Source organism: Natronorubrum marinum (assembly GCF_052040125.1).
Taxonomy (GTDB): Archaea; Halobacteriota; Halobacteria; order Halobacteriales; family Natrialbaceae; genus Natronorubrum.
Genome location: NZ_JBPPFV010000001.1, coordinates 970,543 through 993,725, shown reverse-complemented (window position 1 = coordinate 993,725; position 23,183 = coordinate 970,543). Strand labels below are relative to the sequence as shown.

Sequence of the window (23,183 nt, the reverse complement as noted above, 5' to 3'; positions counted from 1 at the left end):
GATCGTCGTCACGCCTCGATCGATCTCGATACCCGTTCGACGCTCAGAACGCGCCGCCTTCGAAACTCGTCTCGGCGTGTAGCTCGGACTTCAGCGCGTCGTGAACCTTACAGAGTTCGAACGCACGCTCGACGACCTTCTCGCCGGTCTCGTCGTCGACGTCGGCTTCCACGCGGATGTCGAACCGGATCGACTCGAGTTTGTCGTCGTCGTTGAGGTCGCCCGAGGTCTCGATCTCGATCCGCCCGAGGTCCCCGGCGTCGCGCTGCTGTCCCCCGACGCGAAGGGCCGGGACGTAACAGGAGCCGTAGGCGGCGAGCAGCGCCTCGAGCGTGTCGGGCGCTTCCTCTCCGGTCGCGTCGATCGTCGTCTCGAAGTCGCGGATCTCGTTCGTCGCGCTGTAGCCCTCCTCGGAAACGGTGGTGACTTGCTTCGCCATAGCACTCGAGTCGTCCACAGCCTGCGGTGTAAACGTTGCTCTCCCGATCGGTACCGTCCGTTCGTCTGAGAGGAATCGGAACGTTCGGAGGCGGTCGTATTCCTATCTGGCAAAATGGCCGTTCGGTGAGTTACGTTGAATACAGGACGCGAATTTCCCCGACTCGTAGGGGAAGGAGACGCGAACTGTCTCCCGTCCCCTCACCGGAAAGGCCCTCGTGAACTATGTTCTTCCTTGCCAAAGGTTAACAAGCATGTTTGAGCACATCCTCATTCCGACGGACGGGAGCGATGCGGCCCGAAGTGCCGCGAAGACCGGGATTGACTTGGCTGCCGAACAAGACGCGACCGTTCACGTGCTGTCCGTGGTCAAACCCATCCACAGCGACGAGGGCGGAGTCGAACAGGCGATCGAATCGATGCGGGCAGCGAGGGAGCGCACGGTCGCGGAGCTCGCCGAACTGGCCGAAGCGAAGGGACTCGTCGCGACGACGGACGTTACGGTAGGGGTCCCCGTCAGAAAAATAATCGAGTACATCGAGGCCAACGACATCGATCTGGTAGTGATGGGGACGCACGGTCGAACCGGAGTTAGCAGGTTTCTCATCGGAAGCGTCACCGAAAAAGTGGTCCGACTCTCGGAGATTCCCGTCCTCACGATTCATACGGGATCGAAGGACAAGAAGTGAACCGGTTGCGCGTTTCGGACTGGCGAACGACCGCTCTCCGTTCGGAAAACGTCGTTTGACGGATTTCGAAGGGGTCGACGACCGCTCCGGTAACCGTTTCGTCTGTACGGCCAGTCGGAGCTTCCGACGATCCAGCTATCGAGAACGAGGCGTCAAAGTACGTTCCCCCCGGTCTCACCGGAACGGAGAACGATCCGCCTCAGCGGTCTCGGATCGATGTTCAGGGACTCAAAAACGACGTTGCGAATCCGCCGCTCGAGCGAGCGGTCAGGAGTCGATTTCGAACGGTTTGTCGGCCTCGAGCGTCACGACTTCGGCGTCGCTGCCCGTCGCCGCGACTTCGCTCTCGAACTCCTCGGGGTCCTGTTCGATCGGCGGGAACGTATCGTAGTGTTGCGGGAACGCGTAGTCGACGTCGAGCCAGTCGACGGCGATGGCGGCCTGCTGTGGCCCCATCGTGAAGTGATCGCCGATCGGGACGATGGCCGCGTCGGGCTCGAGATAGGTGCCGATGACGTCACGCATCTCGGACATCAACGAGGTGTCGCCGGCGTTGTAGATGGTGGTCGACTCCTCGTCGCTCACTTGCGTCGGCTTCGTATCCGAGATGACGAAGCCGGCCGGCATCCCGCCGCTTTTCCCGTTCTCGGTCATGATGCCGTTCGTGTGGTCGGCGCGGACCATGGTAACGTACGCGTCGCCACACTCCACGGTGCCGCCGAGGTTCATCCCCATGCCGCCGACGGCGTCCTCGAAGCCGAACTCCGCCTCGCAGTAGGAGACGAGCTCCGGCGTCGCGACCAGCGTCGCCTCGGCGAACTCCCCGGCGTGGGCGATGTGGTCGGCGTGGCCGTGCGTGAGCAACACGTAGTCCGGCATGTCGATATCCGACGGCTCGAGGTCCGTCTTCGGATTGTCGAAGAACGGGTCGATCAGTAGCTCCGTCTCCCCTACGATGACGTGCCACGTCGAGTGGCCGTGCCAGGTGACCTGCATAGCACGTCGTCCGTTCGGTCGAATTCACCTTAAAACTGGCCGAGTGTTCGTGCTGGCGGCCGACGACTCGGCTCTGCGGTGACGTGACGCGAAACGGGCGGCGACGATGCCATGTCGTTTTCTACCCCCGGTCCGTACGACGCGTATGCTCACGCTGAACCTCGACGAATTTATGGTTGAATTGAAAGAGGGCTCGATCAAGAACGTCGGGCCGACGAACAAGTCGGCGACGGTCAAGCTGTTCGAGGTCGAGGAAGCCGAGGCTCGAGCGTTCGGCGACAAGCGCGTCAAACTCGTCTTCGAGGACGCGGACGGAAACGAGGTGCAGGTGTCGCTCTTCCCCGAGGACGTTCGCAAGATCGCGAGCGACATCGAGTCTCTCGAGGACGATTCACCGGTTTTCGAGTAACGAACGGGCCGCGCGTCACGATTCTCGCGCCGAGCGCATTTCGACAACCGTTTTAGGGCGAAACTGCTTGGTTCGAGTAGATGGGTAACTGTATCATCTGTGGCACACCCGTTGACGGCGAGATCTGCAAGAGTCACGAGGAGGATGCTGTCTTCGAATTTCGCGGCAGCTCGGCCTCAGAACTCACCCCCGAACGCTACTACCGGGGCACCGTCGACGGCTACGCCGACTTCGGTGTCTTCGTCGACATCGGAGACCACGTCACCGGCCTGTTGCATAGAAGCGAACTAGACCAACGACTCGAGAGTCTCGACTGGGAACCCGGCGATGACGTCTACGTCCAGGTCCTCAGCGTCCGAGACAACGGGAACGTCGACCTCGGCTGGTCGATCCGTCAGCGCGAACGCGAGTTCCGCGGCAAACTGATCGACACCGGCGACGACGAGGTGCTCCCCGAGGACCTCGAGGACGACCGGAGCGAATCGACCGACGATCACCAATCGACCAACGACGGTGGTTCCACAGTCGCGTCCGACGAGGACGCTGCTGCAGCCGCTGCGGCCAACGAGTCGGCCGACGAAACCGACGTCGAAGCCGGCGACCTGCAGACGGCTGTCGACGATTCCGGAGCGAGCGACGAATCCGGCGCACCGAACGCGACCGAGGCCGTCGCTGCCGGCAGCGCCAGCGGCTCCGTCGCGACCGAGAGCGCGGCCGCGTCGACGCCGGCAACGGACGACGCCGCCGACGCCGAACCCGAACCGGCGCTCAACCGAACGACGATCGACGCCATCGACGACCAGGTCGGCACCGTCGTCCGACTCGAGGGCGAGATCACCGGCGTCCGCCAGACCAGCGGTCCGACCGTCTTCGAACTGCGCGACGAGACCGCGACGGTCGAGTGTGCGGCGTTCGAGGAGGCCGGCGTCCGCGCCTACCCCGACGTCGAGATCGACGACGTCGTCGCCTTAGAGGGCGAGGTCGAACGCCACCACGGCGACCTTCAGGTCGAAACCGAGACGCTCGAGATCCTCGACGGCGAGGACGGCGAGACCATCCGCGAGCGCCTCGAGGACGCGATCGAGTCCGAGGCCCGCCCGACCAATGTCTCCCTGCTGGCCGACCACGACGCCGTCTCGACCGTCGAGGACGACCTCGTCGACGCCGCGACCGCGATTCGTCGCGCCGTGATGGAGGCCCGACCGATCGTCGTGCGCCACGGTGCGACCGCCGACGGCTACGTCGCCGGCGCGGCCATCGAGCGCGCCGTGCTCCCGCTGATCCGCGAGAAACACACCCGCAAGGACGCGGAGTACCACTACTTCGAACGCCGCCCGCTCGACGGCCGCGTCTACGACATGGACGCCGCCACCAACGACGTCACCTCGATGCTCGAGGCCCGCGACCGTCACGGCGAGCAACTGCCGCTCGTGCTCCTCGTCGACGCCGGCTCGACCGAGGAGTCCGTCGACGGCTACGATCTGCTCTCGCTGTACGACGCGGAGACGATCGTCATCGACGACAGTCGCGCCGACGACGAGATCACCGGCGCGGTTTCGATCACCGTCGCGCCCTCGCTCGCCGGCGTCGACGTCGCCGACCTCACGTCGACCGCACTCGCGGCGAACGTCGCCGCCCACGTCAACGACGACGTTCGCGACGACCTCGTCCACCTCCCCGCCGTCAGCTACTGGGAGGACACCCCCGAAGCGTACGTCGACCTCGCGAGTGAGGCCGGCTACGACGAGACTGGCGTCTCCGAGCGCCGCGAAGCCGTCGCGCTCGAGGCCTACTACCAGTCGTACAAGGACAAGCGCGAACTCGTGATCGATCTGCTGTTCGGTGATGAGGACGCGATGGAGACCGAACGCAACGGAGATCTCGCCGCCCACGTCTCCGAGCAGTTCCGCGCGAAACTCGAGACCGAACTCGAGACGGCCCGGGAGAACCTGACCACCGAAACCGTCGACGGCGTCACTGTCGCGGTCCTCGACACCGACGCGTTCACCCACCGCTACAACTTCCCGACGACGACGCTGTTGCTCGACGCGCTGCACCGACGCCAGCGCGAGGGCCACGACGAGCCGTTCGTCACCCTCGGCGTCGGCGACGACGAACTGCACGTTCGAGCGAACGCGGCGCTGAACGTCCGCGACCTCGGCGACGAAATCGCCGCAGCGGCGCCGAACGCCGGCATCAGCGTCGTCGGCGGCCAGGACGGCCACGTAGAGTTCCTGCCGGGCGAACGCGACGCCGTTCGCGACGCCGCACTCGAGGCGCTCGGCGAGACCCTCGCGTAACCGACCACGCCGGACGCGCCAGTCCCGCTCCTCCACACCGCTCTACTCGACCAGTGACGACGCCGTTCGGTGGAAACAGCTTTCGGTCCAGCACGTCTATTCACGCCCATGAGCGACGATCCCGCGACTCGATTCCGTGAGAACATCACCGAGATTACCGCGACGATCGTCACCGGATTCTGGCTCGCGGCGATGTTCACCGGTCAGTCGTGGTGGCTCGCCGCGTTGCTCATCGGCTACATCGTCGTCGTTCCCCTCGTCGCGCTCCTGTACGGCGACGAAGCGGACCGCACGGAGTGGTGGGACTCGTGGACCGACGACTCGTGGGACGAGTGGTGGGGAGACGGTGACGACCGAGACGAGTCGCCGAGCGCCGGTTCGAACCCGGAGCACGCCGATGAACCGACTCCCGGCGACGCCCTCGAGACGCTTCGCGAACGCTACGCCGCGGGCGACCTCACCGACGAACAGTTCGAGCGGAAACTCGAGCGACTGCTGGAGACGGAGACGCTCGAGGACGTCCAAGAGCAACGACAGCGCGAGCGACGGGCTCCAAGCCGGGAACGGGACCTCGAGTACGACTCCTGAACGGGGGCGGCAAGGGGTCCTTAGTCGTCGCCGTCGTCCGCGGATCGATTTTCCTCCCCTTCTTGTCGTTCGTCCAGCAGTACCGACGCGTCCGGCCAGGTCACGCTCCCGAGGAACGGGATCCCGATCCGTTCGGCCGACCGGGCGATCATGTGGGCGCCCGTCGGAACCGTCAGAAAGAGGAAGGCGATCCCGATGAGCGAGGTGAGTCCCTCGTCGCCCGGTCCGAAGTGGACGAAGCCGGCGAGGAAGACCGCGGCGGTACCGAGCGTCGTCGGCTTGCTCGTCGCGTGCATCCGGTTGTAGACGTTCGGCAGGCGCAGCAGGCCGATCGTGCCGACCGTCAGGAAGAAGACGCCGACGACGATCAGGGCGATGATAACCGCGGTTCGGATCATCAGATCACCTCCCCCTCGATGACGAACTTCGCGACCGCGACCGTCGCGATGAAGCCGATGATCGCGAGCACGAGGCTCACCGTAACGAACAGGCCGCGGTCGGTCTGGATGGCGAAGAGGACGGCGATGGCGACGACGTTCGTGGCGATGGCGTCCAGTGCGACCACGCGGTCCGGATTCGTCGGCCCGGCGATGACGCGGTAGCTACAGCACACACAGAGCAGGCCGACGAGTATCAGCGCCGCACGAACCGTTAGCTCGAGGACGTCCGGACCGATCAGTTCAGTCATCGGTATCACCCAGCGGTTCCCCGCCGTAGCGTCGACTCCGTTCCCCCCCGGAGACCACGATCTCTCGCGGCGGATCGTCGGACGACGCCCGCTCGTCGAACATCTCGAGGGCGGCGTCCTCCCACCGCCAGATTGGGGCGACGATCGCCTTCGGGTCGCGGCCGTCGATCGCGTGAATGTAGAGCGCGTTCGTCTCCGTATCGTGATCCAGCGTGACCGTGCCGGGAGTGATCGTGATGCTGTTGGCGATGAGCGTGACCGCGACGTCGGACTCGACGCGAAGCGGCACCAGGATCACTTCCGGTTCGATCGGCATCTCCGGGGAGAGCACTCGATAGACCACGTCCAGATTCGCGCGGACGAGTTCCCAGACGAACGTTGCGACGTACCAACCCGCGTAGGGAAGCGCGAGGATGCCGCGGCCGAGATCGATCCGCCCGGCGTACAGCCGGCGGAAGAGGTACGCGGTCGGGAGGCCGACGACCAGACCGAAGAGGAACTGGCCGAGCAGAACCATCGGCGTGAGCGAAACGCCGCGAACGAAGAGCCACAGGACGGCGAAGGCGATGCCCGCGATCGGCCAGGTACGAATCTTCACGCGTGGTCACCTCCGCTGGCACTCTCGCCGGCGTCGTCCAGCTCGCTCAGGTCGTCGGGACCGGCCGGGTCCACGGCGTCGACGTACCCCTCGACGTCCAGTGCGGCCGTCGCGGCGGCGTCCGCGAACTCGTAGACCAGTTCGAAGCCGACGCCGACCGCGACGATGATCGCCGCGAGCGCGATCAGGACGCCGACCTGGACGGAATCGACGGTCGCGTCCTCGACGGCGGTCGTTCGCGCGCCCCAGAAGCTCTGATTCCACATTCGGGTCGCGTAGGCGATGGTCAGCAGGGAGCCGACGAGCAGGAGGGCGATAACGGGGAGCAGCTCCGCTCGAGCCGCGGTATCGAAGACGAGCAGCTTTCCGAAAAAGCCCGACAACGGCGGGATGCCGACGAGCGCGAGCGAGCCGACGAAGACGGCGACGGCCATCGGCGGCGACCGTCCCGCGAGGCCGCCGAGGCCGGCGAACTGACTCGTCCCGGTCGACGATCTGATCGCGCCGACCGCGAGGAAGAGCAGCCCCTTCGCCAGCGTGTGGTTGAGGGCGTAGACCAGCGCCGCGACGATGGCGAGGTGGCGCAACTCGGCGCTCTGGGTCGTCGCCGCGATAGCGACCGGCAGCGCGATGAAACCGACCTGTCCGATACTCGAGTACGCCAGCACCCCCTCGATCGAGTCGCGGCCGACGGCGCCGATGCCGCCGACGAGAATGCTGCCGGCGGCCATGACGAACAGCGCGGCCCCGACGAACGCGATGGGGGAGTCTCCGGCGACCACGGTTCCGACGACCGGCGCCTCGAGCGAGACGCCGACCTGCGCGCCGGCGAAGATCGTAAAGGAGAGCCGGATGATCGCGTAGATGCCGACCTTCTTGGTCGCGCCGGCCAGCAGCGCGGTGATCTGCGGCGGCGCGGCACGGTAGGCGGTCGGAATCCAGAACTGGAACGGGACGAGGCCGGCTTTGATCGCGAACACCGACAGGAGAAGCGCCAGCAGGCCGACGACCGGGCCGGGATCGATGCCGTACGCCGCCGGATCGGCGAGTCGCTGGGCGAGATCCGCCATGTTGAGCGTACCCGTCGTCGCGTAGATGCCGCCGACGCCCAGCAGGAAGACCGCGCTCGCGAGCAGGTTGAGCGCGACGTACCAGAACGCGGCGCGGGTGTGCTGGGGGCCGCCGTAGTAGGCGACGAAGACGTAGCTGGCCATCAACATCACTTCGAACCAGACGAACAGGTTGAACAGGTCGCCGGTGAGGAAGGCGCCGGTGACGCCGAGCGCCAGGAAGTGAAACAGCGGGAAGTAGTAGCTCCGGCGGTCGATCTCGGGCAGGACGCGCGTCGAGAAGGTCAGCGAGGCGACCCCGATGACGGCGACCATGGTGAGCATGAACGCCGACAGGCCGTCGGCGACGAGCGTAATGCCGAAGGGTGCCGGCCAGTCGCCGACCTGGTAGGTCGCGATCCCCGGCGCGTCCGGCGCGAGGACGACGTACCAGTCGATCGCCGCGACGGCGACGACGTAGGCGACGCCGCCGGCGAGGCTGACGCCGATTCGCGCCCGCGGCCACCGACCGAACAGGAGGCTGACGACGCCCGTAACCAGAACGACGAGCATCGGGGCGATCACGAGCTGCGATTCGGTACCGATCGGCGGTGCGGCCAGTGGAACTGTCATCAGTCGCGATCACCCAGGTCGGAGACGTCTAACGTGTCGTGTTCCTCGTAGACCCGATACGACAGTACGAGCGCGAACGCGGTCATGCCGAAGCCGATGACGATCGCGGTCAGGACGAGCGCCTGAACCAACGGATCGGCCGTCTCCGGAACGTGTTCGCCGTGGCCGGCCAGAACGGGGACCGTGTCGGCGGTCCCCTCCGCGATCCCGCCCATCGCCAGCAGGTAGACGTTCGCCGCTTGGCTGATGATGGCCAGCCCCCAGACGACCCGGATCAGGTCCCGCCTGAGGAGCAAGAACGTCCCGAGCGCGAACAGCGCGCCGACTACAACCGCGACGACGAACGCCGTCATTCGGCACCCACCACCGAGAGGATCGTTAGGAGTCCGCCGACGACGACGCAGAAGACGCCGAAGTCGAACGCGAGCGCGCTCGCGATCTCGACGTGGTCGTAGATCGGTACCCCCTCGAAGATGACGTACGACTGCGAGAGGAACGGATACCCGAACAGCAATGGGACGAGTCCGCTGAGGACGGCGATCGCCAGCCCGTACTCGAACAGGCGCCGGTAGGCGACGACGACGCGATCCTGCGAGCGCTCCTCGCCGGGATCGACGTCGCGGCCGAGCACCCCGCGCTCGAGAAAGTCCAGACCGAAGGCGAGGTAGATGATCGCGAACGCGGTCGTCGTGAGCACGCCGGCGATGAAGCCGCCGCCGGGGAGGTTGTGGCCCTCCACGAACAGCGAAGCCGCGACGACGAAGATAATCGGCACGACCGCTCGAGCGGTCGTGCGCATGATGACCGTCGTCACAGCCTCTCACCTCGAGCGGTGGTGCCTGCTCGCGTCATTCGTCGTCCCCTCCCTCGCGCATCACGACGAGCGTCAGGATCGAAATCGCGGCCAGCGCGACCACGACGAGTTCGCCGAGCGTGTCGAAGCCGCGGAAGTCGACGAGGGTCACGTTGACGATGTTGGTGCCGCCGCCGTCGGGAACGGCGCGCTCGGCGTAGTAGCGGGCGATGGCGGTACTCCCCTCAGGGCGCGCGTCGGTCGTGACGAGAACGGTGACGAACGCGGTCGCGCCGACGGCGATCGAGAGGACGGCATCGCGGGCGATCCGACCGAGACCGACCTCGTAGTACTCGGGAATCTCCTCGATGACGAGCAGGAAGATCACGAGGATGAGCGTCTCGACGACCAGCTGGGTCAACGCGAGGTCGGGGGCGCTCGCGAGGATGTAGAAGATGGCGACCATGAATCCCAGAATCGAGAGCGTGAGAATGCCGGCGATGTGGGAGGTCGAAAGGACGACGGCGAGACCGGCCATCACCGCGACGAGCAGGACGAGCGCGATCACGGGCGGGGCGTCGACGTCGACGAGTTCCACGGGAACGATCGTCCCCGTCGCGGCGAAGCCCGCGAGCGCGAGGGCGCAGGTCGCGGCGAGCGTCCACGTCGCGTACGTCCTGAGCAGGCCGTTGTGAATCTGGGCTGCGAGCCACGAGCCGCCGTCCGTGAGGGTGTTGACGATCCCGTCGTACCACCAGTTCGAACTGATCGGCGGGGCCGTCCGCGGGATCGTGCGAATTCCGTTATGAACGGTGCCGTAGAAGGGATACGCGAGGAATCCCAGCCCAATGGTGACGATGCTCATCCCCACGGCGGGGGAGTACGAAGTCGGAATCCCGACGTGCATCTCGTGGGTCTCGACGGCGGTCGCGTCGACGCCGCCCTGGACGATGGCGCGGACTGCAATCTCGGGGTCGACGCTGATGACGGCCGTGAGTGCGGCCAGTATGGCGGGCGGGACGAGCAGTGCGATCGAGGGTCGGTGGACGTCCTCGAGCGCGTCGGGTCGCCCGCCGAAGAACAGCGAGAGGAATCGCAGCGAGTAGAGCACGGTGAAGATACTCCCGAAGACGGCGACGGCCGGGTAGAGCCACCCCAGCAGGCCGATGTCGTGGACGTGACTCGCCTCGACGGCCGCCTCGAAGAGCAGTTCCTTCGAGTAAAAACCGCTGAACGGCGGAATTCCGGCCATACTGAGCGCGACGATCGCGGTGATACCGGCCGTAATCGGCAGGTCGTGGCGAAGGCCGCCGAGGTCCTCGAGCCGCCGTGTCCCCGCCTCGTGGGCGATGATCCCGGCGACCAGAAACAGGGCTGCCTTGAACAGCGCGTGGTTGAGCAGGTGGAAGACGCCAGTCTCGGCACCGAGCACCGACGTGAAGCCGAAACCGGCCGTGATGAGGCCGAGGTGACTGGCCGTCGAGTACGCCAGCAATTCCTTGATGTCCGTCGAGGCGACCGCCAGGATCGCACAGACGGTCATCGTCGTCAGCCCGAGGGTGGCAAAGAGGTAGAGCCACTCGAGGCTCGCGAGCAGTGGCCGAACCCGGCCGATGAAGTAGACGCCGACTTTCACCATCGTCGCGGAGTGGAGGAAGGCCGAAACGGGCGTGGGCGCGGCCATCGCGTTGGGCAGCCAGAAGTGCAGCGGGACCTGCGCGGATTTGGCCCCCGCGCCGATCGCGATCAGTCCGAGCACCGGCAGAAACAGCCCCTCCTCGCGGAGCGCGGACTGCATCTCGTCGGGGTTTGCGAGCATCGCGGCGAGGTCGAACGCCGCCGCGGGGCCGAGGGCGTCGCCGGCGACCAGCGCCAGGAGCAGGAAGCCGACGAGCAGGAAGAGGCCGCCGCCGACGGTCACGAACATGGCCATCCGGGCGGCGTACTGCGAGGAGTCGTCGGCCGTGTAGTGGCCGATCAGGACGAACGAACAGAGGCTGGTGAGCTCCCAGAAGAGGAAGATCGAGAGCAAGTCGGCGGCCAGCGCGACGCCGATGATCGAGCCCATGAAGGCGAGCAGGGCGGCGTAGTACCTGACGAGGCCGGACTCGCCGTGCATGTACGCCGTCGAGTACAGAAAGACGAGCGCCCCGATGCCGCTCGCGAGCAGCGCGAACAGCAGCGCCCAGCTATCGACGGTGAACCGCAGCGCGACCTCGAGCGACGGGATCCACTCGACGGCAACGGTCCCCTCGGCGCCGTATTGACTGGCGAGCAAGCCGAAACAGCCAAGCGCCGTTACCGATCCGACGTACCCCGTCCGCTCGCCGAGCGCCCGAAAGAGCAGCGGCGTCGCAGCCGCGACTACGAACGGTAACGCTACCGCCAGGAAGACGACCGACAGCTGCGGGGACATTCAGTCCGATGGGACTACCAGCAGGGACGGCTTAACGGTTCCGCCGGTATGCGCGGCGGCTCGGTCGAAATCCCCCGCCTCGAACGGACATTGACTGGCGGTTATTCGGGGTCGGGCGTGCCGTCCCAGTCACCGGCCCGCCCGACCCCGCGCGGTTGTAACGGGTCCCGTTCGAACCGTCGAGCCCGTCGCACGGGGGTCGCGACTCCGACACGCTTATTCGCCGCGACCGTCCAAATCAGTGTAGTGAGTACCGAGACGCCCGACTCCGATCCGACCGAGACCGACGCCTTCGAGCAGGTCTGTGCGACGCTCGTCGAGCGGATTCTCGCGGGCGAGATCGAACGCGACGAGGTCGAGAAGGCCAAGTTAGCGGCCTGCTCCGAGTTCTCGGCACCGAAAGTGCCCAAGAACTCCGAAATCCTCGACTACGCGCCCCAGGAGCGCCGCGAGGAGCTCGAGGCGGTCCTCCAGCGCAAGCCGGTCCGGACGGCCTCCGGCGTCTCGCCCGTCGCGATCATGACCTCGCCCGAGCGCTGTCCCCACGGGAAGTGTCTCTACTGTCCCGGCGGCCCGGACTCGGAGTTCTCGAGTTCCCAGAGCTACACGGGCGACGAGCCGGCGGCTGCACGCGGCGTGCAGAACGATTATGACCCCTACGGACAGGTGACGCTGCGACTCGAGCAACTGCGCGAGATCGGCCACCCCGTCGACAAAGTGGAGTTGATTCTGATGGGCGGGACGATGACCGCCCGGAGCCACGACTACCAGGAGTGGTTCGTCAAGCGCGCGCTCGAGGCGATGAACGACTTCGACGTCGACAAGGAGCCCGAACCGGCCGAAGGCGTCAGCTTCGCACAGGACCCCGAGGAGTACGAGTGGCAGTACCTCGAGGACGTTATCGCCGAAAACGAGACGAACGATATCCGAAACATCGGGACCACGTTCGAGACCAAACCCGACTGGTGTGACCCGGAGCAGATCGACCGCATGCTCGACCTCGGCGGGACGAAAGTCGAGGTCGGCGTCCAGACGACCTACGAGCGCATCAACCGGGAGATGCACCGCGGCCACGGCGCGCAGGCGTCGATCGAGGCCAACCAGCGCCTCCGGGACTCGGCGTTCAAGGTCGGCTTCCACATGATGCCCGGCCAGCCCGGGATGAGCAAGGAGATGTGTCTCGAGGACTTCCGGCGGATCTTCGAGCAGGAGCAGTGGAAGCCGGACTTCCTGAAGATTTACCCGACGCTCATCGTCCGCGGGACGGCGACCTACGACTGGTGGCACAAAGGCGAGTACGACCCCCTCGACAACGAGGAGGCCGCCGACCTCGTCGCCGAGATCAAGGACATGATCCCGCGGTACACGCGCCTCCAGCGCGTCCAGCGGGACATTCCGGCGGACTACATCGACGCCGGCGTCTGGAAGTCCAACCTCCGACAGCTCGCCCGTAAACGGATGGACGAACACGGCTGGTCCTGCGAGTGCATCCGCTGTCGCGAGGCCGGGATGAACGACGAGGAACCCGACCAGATCGAACTCGACGTGCTGACCTACGACGCCTGCGGCGGCACGGAGCACTTCATCTCGTTCGAGGACTTCGAGCAAGACCTGCTGATCGGCTTTTGCCGGCTGCGATTCCCGAACGACCCCGTGCGGCCGGAACTCGAGAATACCGCGCTCGTCCGCGAACTCCACGTCTACGGCACCGAGGTCGCCATGGGCGAGGAGGGGGAAACGGACCAGCACCAACACCGCGGCTACGGCCGACGCCTGATGGCCCGCGCCGAGGAACTCGCCGCCGACGCCGGCTACGACAAGGTCAGCGTCATCTCCGGCATCGGCGCGCGGGAGTACTACCGGGAGAAACTCGGCTACCATCAGGACGGGCCGTACGTCAGCAAGCCCCTCTGACCGGTTTTCTCGACTCGGGCAAACCGATCGGCTCTGCGATCGGTCGGCGGCGTTACCGCTCGAGCGAACGGATTGGGTTGTTTCGACGCCGCTTCGTTCGTTACGATTCTGATACCGACGGCGCCGCTTGCTGCGCCAAACGCGATCAGAACCGAATCGAGCGAGTCCCGCTTTCGGTCGCGGACAGGGTGAGCGGCGTTGCGATCGCCGCGCCCGTAGCCCTCGCAGTGTCCGTGCTGGTTCGAGCATGTTCCCCTTCGGGGCGGATACTCTCCGTTCGTCCGAGGAGAGTGGCCCGACGCTGGCGCAGTTGCTCGAGCCGTTTACCGCCAATTAAATACTGGATACTGTGGGAAAAATTTATAATTGTCGAAGACTGTTCATCGAACGCCGACGTTCGTCGGCACCGTTGTCTGCGTTCCCCAGACCGACAACGGCACACCGAGTTACCTCTCAGCACGCCGATATCGCTCCCCGAATCGTTCGCCCCCACCGAACGAACGATCACGGCGTGCACTTTCGTATTCGCTCGATCCAGTGTGCAGCCAGCTACGGGAACATTTCGAACGAACGGCGGGTCTCGAGCCGGTACCAATTGCGACCGACGGTGCCGAGTTCCGCGAAGAATCATCGAGTTATACTAGTTTGTTATAATACGCTGGCGGTTCTCAGTCTCGAGTCGAGATGGGATTCAGCGACCGACTGCTGGAAGACGGCGACCGCATCTGGGCGGCACAGAAAGACCACCCCTTCGTCCGCGAACTCGCGGCCGGAACGCTGGACGAGGCGGCGTTCCAGCACTGGGTGAAACAGGACTATCGATATCTGCTCGATTACGCGCGGCTGTTCTCGATCGCGGGCTCGAAAGCCCGCGACGAGGAGACGATGACCCACCTGCTGGGAGTCGCCCACGACGTACTGGACCACGAGATGGATCTTCACCGCGAGTTCGCCGCCGATTACGGTATCTCGATCAACGAACTCGAGTCCGTCGAGAAGGCGCCGACCTGCGTCGCCTACACGAGTTTTCTCGTGCGAACGGCCTACGAGGGGTCGATCGCCGAAATCGCGTCGGCGCTTTTCCCCTGCATGCAGGGCTACCTCGATGTCGGCGAGCACATGGCCGAGCTGGCCGACGAAGAACACCGGTACACGCCGTTCATCGAGCTGTACACGGGCGAGGAGTTCCGCGAGGCGACGGCGTGGTGTCGGGAGTTCGTCGATCACTGCGGCGAGCGCTATCCGGGCGAGCACGACGCCATGCGCGAGGCGTTTCTGACGAGCGCCAAACTCGAGTACCGATTCTGGGAGATGGCGTACACGCTCGAGGGGTGGGAGCTATGACTGAATCGTTCGAGACGTACGCGGAGTACGCAGCCAGCGCCGACGAAACCGACGACGAGCCCAGGTTCACCGACTGGCTTCGAGAGCGGTCGGAACCCGCCTGGACCGACGCGGTCGAACACCCGTTCACGGACGAACTCGGCGCCGGGACGCTGTCGGCGGACGCCTTCGCCGACTACCTCGTCCAGGACTACGCCTTCGTCAACGACCTCGTCAGCGTCTTTGGCCGCGCGGTCGGGCAGGCCCCCGATATGGCGGCCAAGCGGCCGCTCGTCGAGTTTCTCGAGACGATCACCGACGACGAGGACGACTACTTCCTGCGCTCGTTCGACGCGCTCGAGGTGCCCGACTCGCGCCGAACCGATCCGGAGTTAGCCGAACCGACGGCGGCGTTTATCGATCTGCTCGGTCGGGCCTCCCACGAGGGCGGCTACGCGGAGACGCTCGCCGTGCTGGTCCCCGCTGAGTGGATCTACGAGCAGTGGGCCGTCGCTGCCGTCGAGACGTACGCGGATCCCGACGCCGACGGCCCGCCGAGTACGGGCGCCGACCTCCCGTTTTACTACGCCGAGTGGATCGACCTCCACGCGACCGCGGGCTTTCGCGAGTTCGTCGACTGGCTCCGCGGCCAACTCGACGCCGTCGGTCCCGAGCTATCGCCGCGGCGGCAGGCTCGAGTCGAGTCGCTGTTCCGGCGAACCGTCGACCTCGAGGTCGCGTTCTTCGACGCGGTGTACGACGACTGAGTGTCGACGAGACGACGTTGGTACCCATTTTACTCGGCCGGCGTATCGCGAACCGACTATGCTCGAACGAAAGACCGTCTCCGAGGTCATCGCGGCGGCGACGCTGTGCATCCCGGTTCCCGTCGACCACGGCGGCAAGCTGGCCGTCGGCACACAGGCGATCCTCGAGTCATTCCTGATCGTCCGCTACGCGGACGTCCGGGAGACCGGCGAGGTCGACGTGGACGACGATAAACTGGCGGTCACGACCGACTCTCGACTGACGTGCCACGTCGTGACGCGACTGAGAGCGTGACGGCCGCCTGCGAAGCCCTCCACGAACTGGATCGCGTACTGTGCGTCGATCGCTTCGAGACGGTGGACGGTCCGTATCGCATCGAGCGTTGGTGACGACCGCAAGCGCCGTTTCCGAACCGTCCGTGTCGAGAGCCGCTCAGTAGAGAAGTAGCGATTCCACCGCCGAGCATCCGCGCGAACGGAGTGAGCGCGGTTCACTGACGCGAGGTCGGAGGCCGAGCAGTCGGCCGTTTTTCATCGAAGTTTTTGCGCCAGCGCGGGACCAAAGGTCCCGCGGGCCATGCGAACGGGCGCTTCGCGCCCGTGAGCAGACGAGTGGCGAGCGCACCCGAGGCGGAAAAAGTTCGGTTCTAGTCGATCGTAACCTCGACCTCGAGGATCCCGAGGTACGGCGGTGCGTTGCCGCCACTCTGGCGCAACTCGGTCGCGCTCGAGCCGATGTAGTCGTAGAACTCCGAGGGATTCTGCGGGATCACCGGCGTGCCGTCGTCGCGCTTGAGATACGCCGGCGCGTCGGTTCGCTCGATGCGGTCGACGCGCTCCTCCCAGTCGCTGCCCGAGTAAAGGAAGACGCCGAATGAGAAGCGGCCCGCGGCGAGCGCGTCGTGTTTCGAGTCGAACATCGTCGCCTCCTCGGTCTTGTACTCCTCGTCGCTCACCCACGCGAGCGCCGCCACGCCGTCGGCCTGCAGGAGGTAGAGATCCCAGCCGAGTTGGGCGTCAAACACCGCCCAAGTGTTTCGCGGACCGATCGTATCGACCTCGAGGCTAAACGCGGGTCGACTCCGCGACGGCTCGTGGATGAAGGTCGCGTCGTAGCCCGGCGCGCGGATGCCCCGGTCGTGGTAGACGACGCCGTCGACGGGAATGTCCACCTCGAGATTTTCGACGATCTCTCTGACCGAGAACGCGCCCTCGTCCTCGAGGTGGTCGACGAACGTGGGGAACCGGGAAACGCGCTTCCACGGGCGGTCGTCTGGCTGGCTCATGGGTGGCGACCTCCGCTGTCCTGTTCGCGCTGCTGGATGCACCACCCAGCCCGCTTCCGTCGGGCGTCGACAGTGTCGCTCATACGGTCACGAAGGGGGTCGGTCCGGATTAGCCTTTCCGACTGTCGGTCCCGGTTCACCCTCGCCGTCGCCGCGACGGAGCGACACGCCTTTTTGACAGCGCCGGGCAGTTACGATATGGATCCAAAGCGGGAGCTTACGAGCGTCGACCTCGCCGCCCTCGTCGGGGAACTCGGGGCCTACGAGGGAGCGAAGCTCGACAAGGCCTATCTCTACGGCGACGATCTCGTGCGACTCAAGATGCGGGACTTCGATCGCGGCCGCCTCGAACTCATCATCGAAGTCGGCGAGGTCAAACGCGCCCACACGGTCGCCCCCGAGCGAGTGCCGGACGCTCCGGGCCGACCGCCGCAGTTCGCGATGATGCTCCGAAACCGTCTGTCGGGTGCCGACTTCGCCGGCGTCGAGCAGTTCGAGTTCGACCGCATCCTCGAGTTCACCTTCGAGCGCGAGGACGGCACCACCCGGATCATCGTCGAACTGTTCGGGCAGGGAAACGTCGCCGTCACCGACGGCGAGTACGAGGTGATCGACTGCCTCGAGACCGTCCGTCTGAAGTCCAGGACGGTCGTTCCGGGCTCGCGCTACGAGTTCCCCGACAGCCGAACGAATCCGCTGACGGTCTCTCGTGAGGTGTTCGATCACGAGATGGAGGAGTCGGACACCGATGTCGTCCGTACGCTGGCAACCCAGCTCAACTTCGGCGGCCTCTACGCCGAGGAGATCTGTACCCGCGCCAGCGTCGAGAAGGCGATGGACATCAGCGACGCCGACGAGGACGTTTACGATCGGCTCTACGAGGCGATCGAACGACTCGCGCTCGACCTTCGCAACGGCAACTTCGATCCGCGACTCTACTTCGCGGACGAGGGCGAGGACGGCGACGGCGGCGAGGACGGCGGAGAGAACGAAACCGGGGACGACGGCGACTCGAGTCCGGATCGCGTCGTCGACGTGACGCCGTTCCCGCTCGAGGAACACGTCGAACTGGCCTCGGAGCCGTACGACTCCTATCTGAGCGCGCTCGACGACTACTTCTTCCGACTCGAACTCGAGGAGGAGGGCGAGCCGGATCCGACCGACCAACGCCCCGACTTCGAGGAAGAGATCGCCAAACAGGAGCGTATCATCGAGCAACAGCAGGGCGCGATCGAGGGCTTCGAGCAGGAGGCCGACATGCTGCGCGAGCAGGCCGAGTCGCTGTACGCCGAGTACGGCCTGGTCGACGACATCCTCTCGACGATTCAGGAGGCGCGCGCCCAGGACCGGCCCTGGGACGAGATCGAGGAGCGATTCGAGGCCGGCGCGGAGCAGGGGATCGAGGCCGCCGAGGCGGTCATCGACGTCGACGGCAGTGAAGGAATCGTAACGGTCGAGGTCGACGACGACTACGTCGATCTCGAGACCACGCAGGGCGTCGAGCAGAACGCCGACCGACTCTACACCGAGGCCAAAGCCGTCCAGGAGAAAAAGGAGGGCGCGCTCGCGGCCATCGAGAACACTCGGAAGGATCTCGAGGAAGCCAAGCGTCGCCGCGACCAGTGGGAGGCCGACGATGGCGACGACGAGCGAGACGACGCGGACGAGGTCGAGCGCGAGGATCGAGATTGGCTCTCGATGCCCTCCGTCCCGATCCGCGAGAACGAGCCCTGGTACGACCGGTTCCGCTGGTTCCACACCAGCGACGGCTACCTCGTGATCGGCGGGCGCAACGCCGACCAGAACGAGGAGTTGGTGAAGAAGTACCTCGAGCCGGGCGACAAAGTGCTTCACACGCAGGCCCACGGCGGCCCCGTCACCGTCTTGAAGGCCACCGATCCCAGCGAGGCGTCCTCCTCGGATATCGAACTGCCCGAGACGAGCATCGAGGAGGCCGCCCAGTTCGCCGTCTCCTACGCGTCGGTCTGGAAGGACGGCCGCTACGCGGGCGACGTCTACGCCGTGGACTCCGATCAGGTTACCAAGACGCCCGAGAGCGGCGAGTACCTCGAGAAAGGCGGCTTCGCGATTCGCGGCGATCGAACCTACTACGACGATACGCCGGTCGGCGTCGCGGTCGGCATCCAGTGCGAGCCCTACACCCGCGTCATCGGCGGGCCGCCGTCGGCCGTCGTCGATCAGGCCGCGACGACGATCGAACTCGAGCCCGGTCGCTACGCGCAGGCCGACGCGGCAAAACGGCTCTATCGACGGTTCCGCGAGCAGTTCGAGGACGAGTCGTTCGTCCGCAAGATCGCCAGTCCGGACCGGATCCAGCACTTCATGCCGCCGGGCGGGAGCCGGATCGCCGAGGAGTGACTGGTCGGTGAGCCAGCAGCCCGGCGCGGAAGCAGCTATCGAACCGGGCTTAGCGTTGTAATCTTGAGGACCTGTCGATCGTACCGGTCCGAGACGCGGTCGGTTCGCGCGAACTAATCGCGTCTCGAGGGAGCGATTTTCGTCCAGGGAACGTCACTGCTCCACCTCTAGGCGGTGTTATAGTATGGCTAGTGCTTTTTCTCGACAAGCGTGGGGAGAATGACACCGAAGTTTATGAGTGAGACATCAACTAACACGAACATGCCCCTTCACCTGTCCGACGCGGCCCTCGATCGATTCGATGGGGGCGACGTCGTCTGCCTGGTCGATGGGGAGCATTATCCGCCGGTAACGACGGCAACGCTCGAGACACTCGAGTCGAACGGCGCGGTCGTCGCCGGACTCGTCTTTCTGGGTGGGACCGAAAAGATCGAGGACCCGACGGAGGCGTTAGCAGCGACCGGAACTGCCGCCGAAATCTATACCCCGGACGGTGACGTTCTCGACGCGATCGAACGGGCGATTCTCGAACAGAACCCGTCGCTCGTCGTCGACCTGTCGGACGAACCCGTCGTGACCTACGAGGATCGATTCGAGATCGCATCGACGATCCTGACTCACGGAGTCGACTACATCGGTGCGGATTTCGTCTTCGAGAGCCCCGAGGCGAACGATGTGCTCGAACAGCCGAGTCTCTCGATTATCGGGACGGGAAAGCGGATCGGGAAGACCGCTGTCAGCGTTTCGATTGCCCGGACGATGGACGAAGAGGGATACGATCCGACGATCGTTTGTATGGGCCGTGGTGGGCCGCCCGACCCGGTCGTCGTCGATACGAGCGAGCGAACGATCGACGCGGATGCGCTCATCGAACTGGCGGAACGCGGGGAACACGCCGCGTCGGACTACTTGGAGGACGCGCTGCTCGCCGATGTACCCACCGTCGGCTGCAGGCGATGTGGTGGCGGAATGGCGGGAAATCCCGTCGCCTCGAACGTGGTCGCCGGAGCCGAGCGGACGGCCGACCTCGCCGACGGCTTCGTCATCATGGAAGGATCGGGTGCGACGATGCCCCCGGTCGAGACGGACGCGAGGATCGCCCTCATCGGAGCGGCCCAGCCGCTCGAACACGTTCTACAGTATTTCGGACAGTATCGCGTGCAAACGTCAGATATGGCGGTGGTGACGATGTGTGAAGAACCGCTTGCAAGCGAGGAGAAGGTACGACGAATCGAGGAGGGGATCACTAGTCTCGCTCCGGATCTCGAGTATCTACTGACGACGTTCCGACCGGTCCCTGGCGAAGACATCGCTGGGCGATCGGTCTTCGTCGCCACGACCGCGCCGGAGTCGGTCGCACCCACTATCGAAACGGCTCTCGAGGAGGAACACGGCTGTGACGTCGTCGGCCTCAGTACCAATCTGTCGAACCGGCCCAAACTCCGGAGTGACCTGGACGACGGAATGGGTGACGCCGACGTGTTGCTCACCGAGATCAAAGCGGCCTCGATCGATGTCGCCGGACGATACGCAAAAGAGAACGGGCTGGAGATCGTGTTCATGCACAACGAAGCGACGCCGATCCGTGGGAGCGTCGACAGCCTGGATGCGGGGGTGATCTCGCTCTGTGAACGAACGCTTGCCGGCCACAGCCCGAACGAATGACAGACGTACTCAAAGACGGGAACAGTCATCCGTTCTCGAAGGGGCTGCTTGCCACCTCGCTGGCGATCACCGGATTACCACTGGAGGAACGATACGAGATCGTCAGGGAGATCGATCGAGAACTCGATCAGGTCGAGGTCGTCCACTCGAGGGAGATCCAACAGCGGGTGCAACGGAAACTGCAAGAGAGGGGATTGCAAAGAGAGGAACGAGTTTACAGGGTAACCAGACAACTGTGGCGGCTGGAGAAACCGCTGTTTATCCTGCTTGGCGGCACCGCAGGGATCGGTAAGTCGACGCTCGCCATCGAACTCGCTCACCGACTCGACATCAACAGGATCATCGAAACCGACACTGTCCGCGAGATCATGCGAAATATGGTGTCGACGGAACTGGTCCCGTCCCTGCACCAGTCCAGTTTCAATGCGGACGAAACGGTGAAAGCTGACCTGGTGGATGACTCTCTCATCTACGGGTTCAATCAGCAGGTCAACGTCGTGAGCACAGGGGTCAAGCCGGTCATCGACAGAGGCGTCAAAGAGGGCGTGAACTCGATCGTCGACGGCGTCCATGTCGTGCCGGGATATCTGGGGATGGGGGATCGAGACGACTGTCATACGTTTCGGTACGTTCTCGAGGTGCCGAACGAAGCGGAACACGCCAGACGGTTTCACGCCAGAGCGAACACGAGCAACAGGAACGCCGGACGGTACCTCGAGAACATCGCGGATATCCGGACGCTTCAGGAATACATCGTCGAGGAAGGAAAACGGAACGGAGCGACGAGTATCACCAACGAGAATATGGAACAGACGATCGAGGAGATCATAAACGACGTGACGACCGAACTGGAACCGCTAGTGGCATCCTCAGTCTAACATGGAGAGTCGAATCCAGTCGTGGCGGTTGGTTCGGCCCTGCAGTTACCGACTGGGAAGCGGTAAACCGACTCGAGGTGAGTTCCAAATCCTGCCGACGGCGACCAAGGGGCGCACGTCACCCACGAACGATGCACGTCCGCTCGTACGGTCGCATGCGGACACTTACATAGAATGGTAGTCGCAGATCTCCACGTACACACGACGAACTCGGATGGAACGCTACCGCTTGCGACGCTCCCCGAAGCCGCCGAGCGGGCCGGCATCGAGGCGGTTGCAGTCACCGATCACGATCGGGTCCATCCCGATCTTGATCGCCCGCTGACGAGACGCGATGGGATCGAGATCGTTCACGGCATCGAACTGGGCGTGACGACCGGAGAGCTGCGCGTCGACCTGCTCGGCTACGGCGTCCGGCGATCGGAGCGCCTGAAGGAATTCCTCGAGACGGTGCAAGCGAACCGAGTCGAGCGTGCGCGACAGATCGTAGCCTGCGTCGAGGAAAAACTCGGCGTCGATCTGGACGTGGCTGTCGCGCCCGGAATCCATCGGACGCACATCGCTCACGCGATCGACCGCAGCGACGCGCCGTACGAGTACCGACGGGCCAGAGACGAACTTATCGGAGACGGCTGTCCGTGCCACGTCCCGCGGACGGTTCCTGAATTCGATCGCGGACGGCGCGTGCTCTCGGAGGCCTGTGGGCTGGTCGGACTCGCCCACCCGCTTCGGTACCCCGATCCGGAGCGCGCACTGGCGCTATCCGCGGATCTCGATGCGGTCGAACTCGCCTATCCTTACGACCGGGGCGTCGACGTCGCGCCTGTCGTGGCGGCGATCAACGACCACGACCTGGTGGCGACGGGCGGGAGTGACGCCCACGACGACCGACTCGGACTCGCCGGGGTGGACCGAGCAACCTACGATCGCATCCGATCGAGAGTGCTGGACTGAGACGGTCTGGCGTAACAGCGTCCCGGAGCAACCACAGGACGGCTCGCGGTTGCCCGGATCATGACACACGGAAGTCAGCCATTGTTTCCTCACGACAGTCACGTCGCCCGTCGAACTATCGCGCTAACGGATGCTACTGGAGTGCAGTAGAGCGCTATATATCCCTCTGTGTGACACATATACAGCGTTATCTGCCTCCGTTGTTTCGTGAGACGTGTGGCGAAAGCCGTAGTCGATCGCTCGGACGAACCGTCGCCGGTTGGAGTGGAGCACAACACTCGAGAGACGTTCGAACTGACACGGTTAGCCCAGCCGGATCCGATAGTCAACGCAGGCTGCCGATGTCACACCGCTATAAAAAGCGTGAACGATCGAACGCCGAGAGTCATCTGTACCCAGTGACCATCCATACTGCAACCG

22 protein-coding genes are annotated in these 23,183 nt (G+C 64.9%); 12 read left to right on the top strand and 10 right to left on the bottom strand.

Annotated elements, in window-relative coordinates:
* Nucleotides 1-43 precede the first annotated feature (43 nt).
* A complete protein-coding gene (locus ACSFC5_RS05000) occupies nucleotides 44-439 on the bottom strand; it encodes an OsmC family protein (protein WP_440764145.1) in 396 nt (131 codons plus the stop codon).
* 253 nt (nucleotides 440-692) lie between these two features.
* On the opposite strand from ACSFC5_RS05000, the gene ACSFC5_RS04995 reads away from it, so the two are divergent.
* Complete coding sequence (locus ACSFC5_RS04995; RefSeq protein ID WP_440764144.1) at nucleotides 693-1,127, top strand: universal stress protein; 435 nt, start codon at nucleotides 693-695, stop codon at nucleotides 1,125-1,127.
* A 267-nt stretch (nucleotides 1,128-1,394) separates the two neighbouring features.
* Here the strand turns inward: ACSFC5_RS04995 and ACSFC5_RS04990 are convergent, their stop codons facing one another.
* Nucleotides 1,395-2,123: a metal-dependent hydrolase gene (locus tag ACSFC5_RS04990; protein ID WP_440764143.1), complete on the bottom strand. Its 729-nt coding sequence runs from the start codon at nucleotides 2,121-2,123 to the stop codon at nucleotides 1,395-1,397.
* Between the two features lie 145 nt (nucleotides 2,124-2,268).
* Between ACSFC5_RS04990 and ACSFC5_RS04985 the strand changes: the two genes are divergently transcribed.
* The 3 genes from ACSFC5_RS04985 (at nucleotide 2,269) to ACSFC5_RS04975 (ending at nucleotide 5,420) form a co-directional block, all read left to right on the top strand.
* The gene (locus ACSFC5_RS04985; protein ID WP_440764142.1) at nucleotides 2,269-2,532 is read left to right on the top strand and encodes a hypothetical protein; all 264 of its coding nucleotides are present in this window, start codon (nucleotides 2,269-2,271) and stop codon (nucleotides 2,530-2,532) included.
* Nucleotides 2,533-2,612: 80 nt separating this feature from the next.
* Complete coding sequence (locus tag ACSFC5_RS04980) at nucleotides 2,613-4,832, top strand: DHH family phosphoesterase (protein WP_440764141.1); 2,220 nt, start codon at nucleotides 2,613-2,615, stop codon at nucleotides 4,830-4,832.
* A gap of 108 nt (nucleotides 4,833-4,940) precedes the next feature.
* Nucleotides 4,941-5,420 carry an SHOCT domain-containing protein gene (locus ACSFC5_RS04975; protein WP_440764140.1) on the top strand — a complete coding sequence of 160 codons (480 nt, stop codon included), beginning with the start codon at nucleotides 4,941-4,943 and terminating at the stop codon, nucleotides 5,418-5,420.
* Nucleotides 5,421-5,440: 20 nt separating this feature from the next.
* On the opposite strand, the gene mnhG is transcribed toward ACSFC5_RS04975, so the two are convergent.
* From mnhG to mbhE, 7 genes are read right to left on the bottom strand one after another with little or no spacing between them, the layout of a single operon-like run.
* Nucleotides 5,441-5,818: a monovalent cation/H(+) antiporter subunit G gene (mnhG, locus tag ACSFC5_RS04970; RefSeq protein ID WP_440764139.1), complete on the bottom strand. Its 378-nt coding sequence runs from the start codon at nucleotides 5,816-5,818 to the stop codon at nucleotides 5,441-5,443.
* Nucleotides 5,818-6,108: a monovalent cation/H+ antiporter complex subunit F gene (locus tag ACSFC5_RS04965; protein WP_440764138.1), complete on the bottom strand. Its 291-nt coding sequence runs from the start codon at nucleotides 6,106-6,108 to the stop codon at nucleotides 5,818-5,820. Before ACSFC5_RS04965 ends, mnhG begins: the two co-directional genes overlap by 1 nt.
* Nucleotides 6,101-6,706, bottom strand: a complete 606-nt coding sequence (locus ACSFC5_RS04960) for a Na+/H+ antiporter subunit E (protein WP_440764137.1) — start codon at nucleotides 6,704-6,706, stop codon at nucleotides 6,101-6,103. The genes ACSFC5_RS04965 and ACSFC5_RS04960 overlap by 8 nt, the downstream gene beginning before the upstream one ends.
* Nucleotides 6,703-8,388, bottom strand: coding sequence for a complex I subunit 5 family protein (locus tag ACSFC5_RS04955; RefSeq protein ID WP_440764136.1), 1,686 nt, complete (start codon nucleotides 8,386-8,388; stop codon nucleotides 6,703-6,705). Before ACSFC5_RS04955 ends, ACSFC5_RS04960 begins: the two co-directional genes overlap by 4 nt.
* Nucleotides 8,388-8,741, bottom strand: a complete 354-nt coding sequence (locus ACSFC5_RS04950; RefSeq protein WP_440764135.1) for a sodium:proton antiporter — start codon at nucleotides 8,739-8,741, stop codon at nucleotides 8,388-8,390. Before ACSFC5_RS04950 ends, ACSFC5_RS04955 begins: the two co-directional genes overlap by 1 nt.
* Nucleotides 8,738-9,202: an MnhB domain-containing protein gene (locus ACSFC5_RS04945; protein WP_440764134.1), complete on the bottom strand. Its 465-nt coding sequence runs from the start codon at nucleotides 9,200-9,202 to the stop codon at nucleotides 8,738-8,740. Before ACSFC5_RS04945 ends, ACSFC5_RS04950 begins: the two co-directional genes overlap by 4 nt.
* A 34-nt stretch (nucleotides 9,203-9,236) precedes the next feature.
* A complete protein-coding gene (gene mbhE, locus ACSFC5_RS04940; RefSeq protein ID WP_440764133.1) occupies nucleotides 9,237-11,597 on the bottom strand; it encodes a hydrogen gas-evolving membrane-bound hydrogenase subunit E in 2,361 nt (786 codons plus the stop codon).
* A 246-nt stretch (nucleotides 11,598-11,843) separates the two neighbouring features.
* Here mbhE and ACSFC5_RS04935 point away from each other — a divergent pair, with 246 nt between their 5' ends.
* The 4 genes from ACSFC5_RS04935 (at nucleotide 11,844) to ACSFC5_RS04920 (ending at nucleotide 15,896) form a co-directional block, all read left to right on the top strand.
* Complete coding sequence (locus tag ACSFC5_RS04935) at nucleotides 11,844-13,511, top strand: tRNA uridine(34) 5-carboxymethylaminomethyl modification radical SAM/GNAT enzyme Elp3 (RefSeq protein ID WP_440764132.1); 1,668 nt, start codon at nucleotides 11,844-11,846, stop codon at nucleotides 13,509-13,511.
* 684 nt (nucleotides 13,512-14,195) lie between these two features.
* Complete coding sequence (tenA, locus tag ACSFC5_RS04930; protein WP_440764131.1) at nucleotides 14,196-14,855, top strand: thiaminase II; 660 nt, start codon at nucleotides 14,196-14,198, stop codon at nucleotides 14,853-14,855.
* A complete protein-coding gene (locus tag ACSFC5_RS04925; protein WP_440764130.1) occupies nucleotides 14,852-15,601 on the top strand; it encodes a TenA family protein in 750 nt (249 codons plus the stop codon). The genes tenA and ACSFC5_RS04925 overlap by 4 nt, the downstream gene beginning before the upstream one ends.
* A 58-nt stretch (nucleotides 15,602-15,659) precedes the next feature.
* Complete coding sequence (locus ACSFC5_RS04920) at nucleotides 15,660-15,896, top strand: hypothetical protein (RefSeq protein WP_440764129.1); 237 nt, start codon at nucleotides 15,660-15,662, stop codon at nucleotides 15,894-15,896.
* 352 nt (nucleotides 15,897-16,248) lie between these two features.
* Here the strand turns inward: ACSFC5_RS04920 and ACSFC5_RS04915 are convergent, their stop codons facing one another.
* Nucleotides 16,249-16,887, bottom strand: a complete 639-nt coding sequence (locus tag ACSFC5_RS04915) for a hypothetical protein (protein ID WP_440764128.1) — start codon at nucleotides 16,885-16,887, stop codon at nucleotides 16,249-16,251.
* A 198-nt stretch (nucleotides 16,888-17,085) separates the two neighbouring features.
* On the opposite strand from ACSFC5_RS04915, the gene rqcH reads away from it, so the two are divergent.
* From rqcH to ACSFC5_RS04895, 4 genes are all read left to right on the top strand, one after another.
* Entirely contained in the window at nucleotides 17,086-19,266 is a 2,181-nt protein-coding gene (rqcH, locus tag ACSFC5_RS04910; RefSeq protein WP_440764127.1) for a ribosome rescue protein RqcH, read from the top strand.
* A 261-nt stretch (nucleotides 19,267-19,527) separates the two neighbouring features.
* The gene (locus tag ACSFC5_RS04905; protein ID WP_440764126.1) at nucleotides 19,528-20,931 is read left to right on the top strand and encodes a cyclic 2,3-diphosphoglycerate synthetase; all 1,404 of its coding nucleotides are present in this window, start codon (nucleotides 19,528-19,530) and stop codon (nucleotides 20,929-20,931) included.
* Entirely contained in the window at nucleotides 20,928-21,809 is an 882-nt protein-coding gene (locus tag ACSFC5_RS04900) for an AAA family ATPase (protein WP_440764125.1), read from the top strand. Before ACSFC5_RS04905 ends, ACSFC5_RS04900 begins: the two co-directional genes overlap by 4 nt.
* Before the next feature lie 174 nt (nucleotides 21,810-21,983).
* Entirely contained in the window at nucleotides 21,984-22,763 is a 780-nt protein-coding gene (locus tag ACSFC5_RS04895; protein ID WP_440764124.1) for a PHP domain-containing protein, read from the top strand.
* The last annotated feature ends 420 nt before the right edge of the window (nucleotides 22,764-23,183 follow it).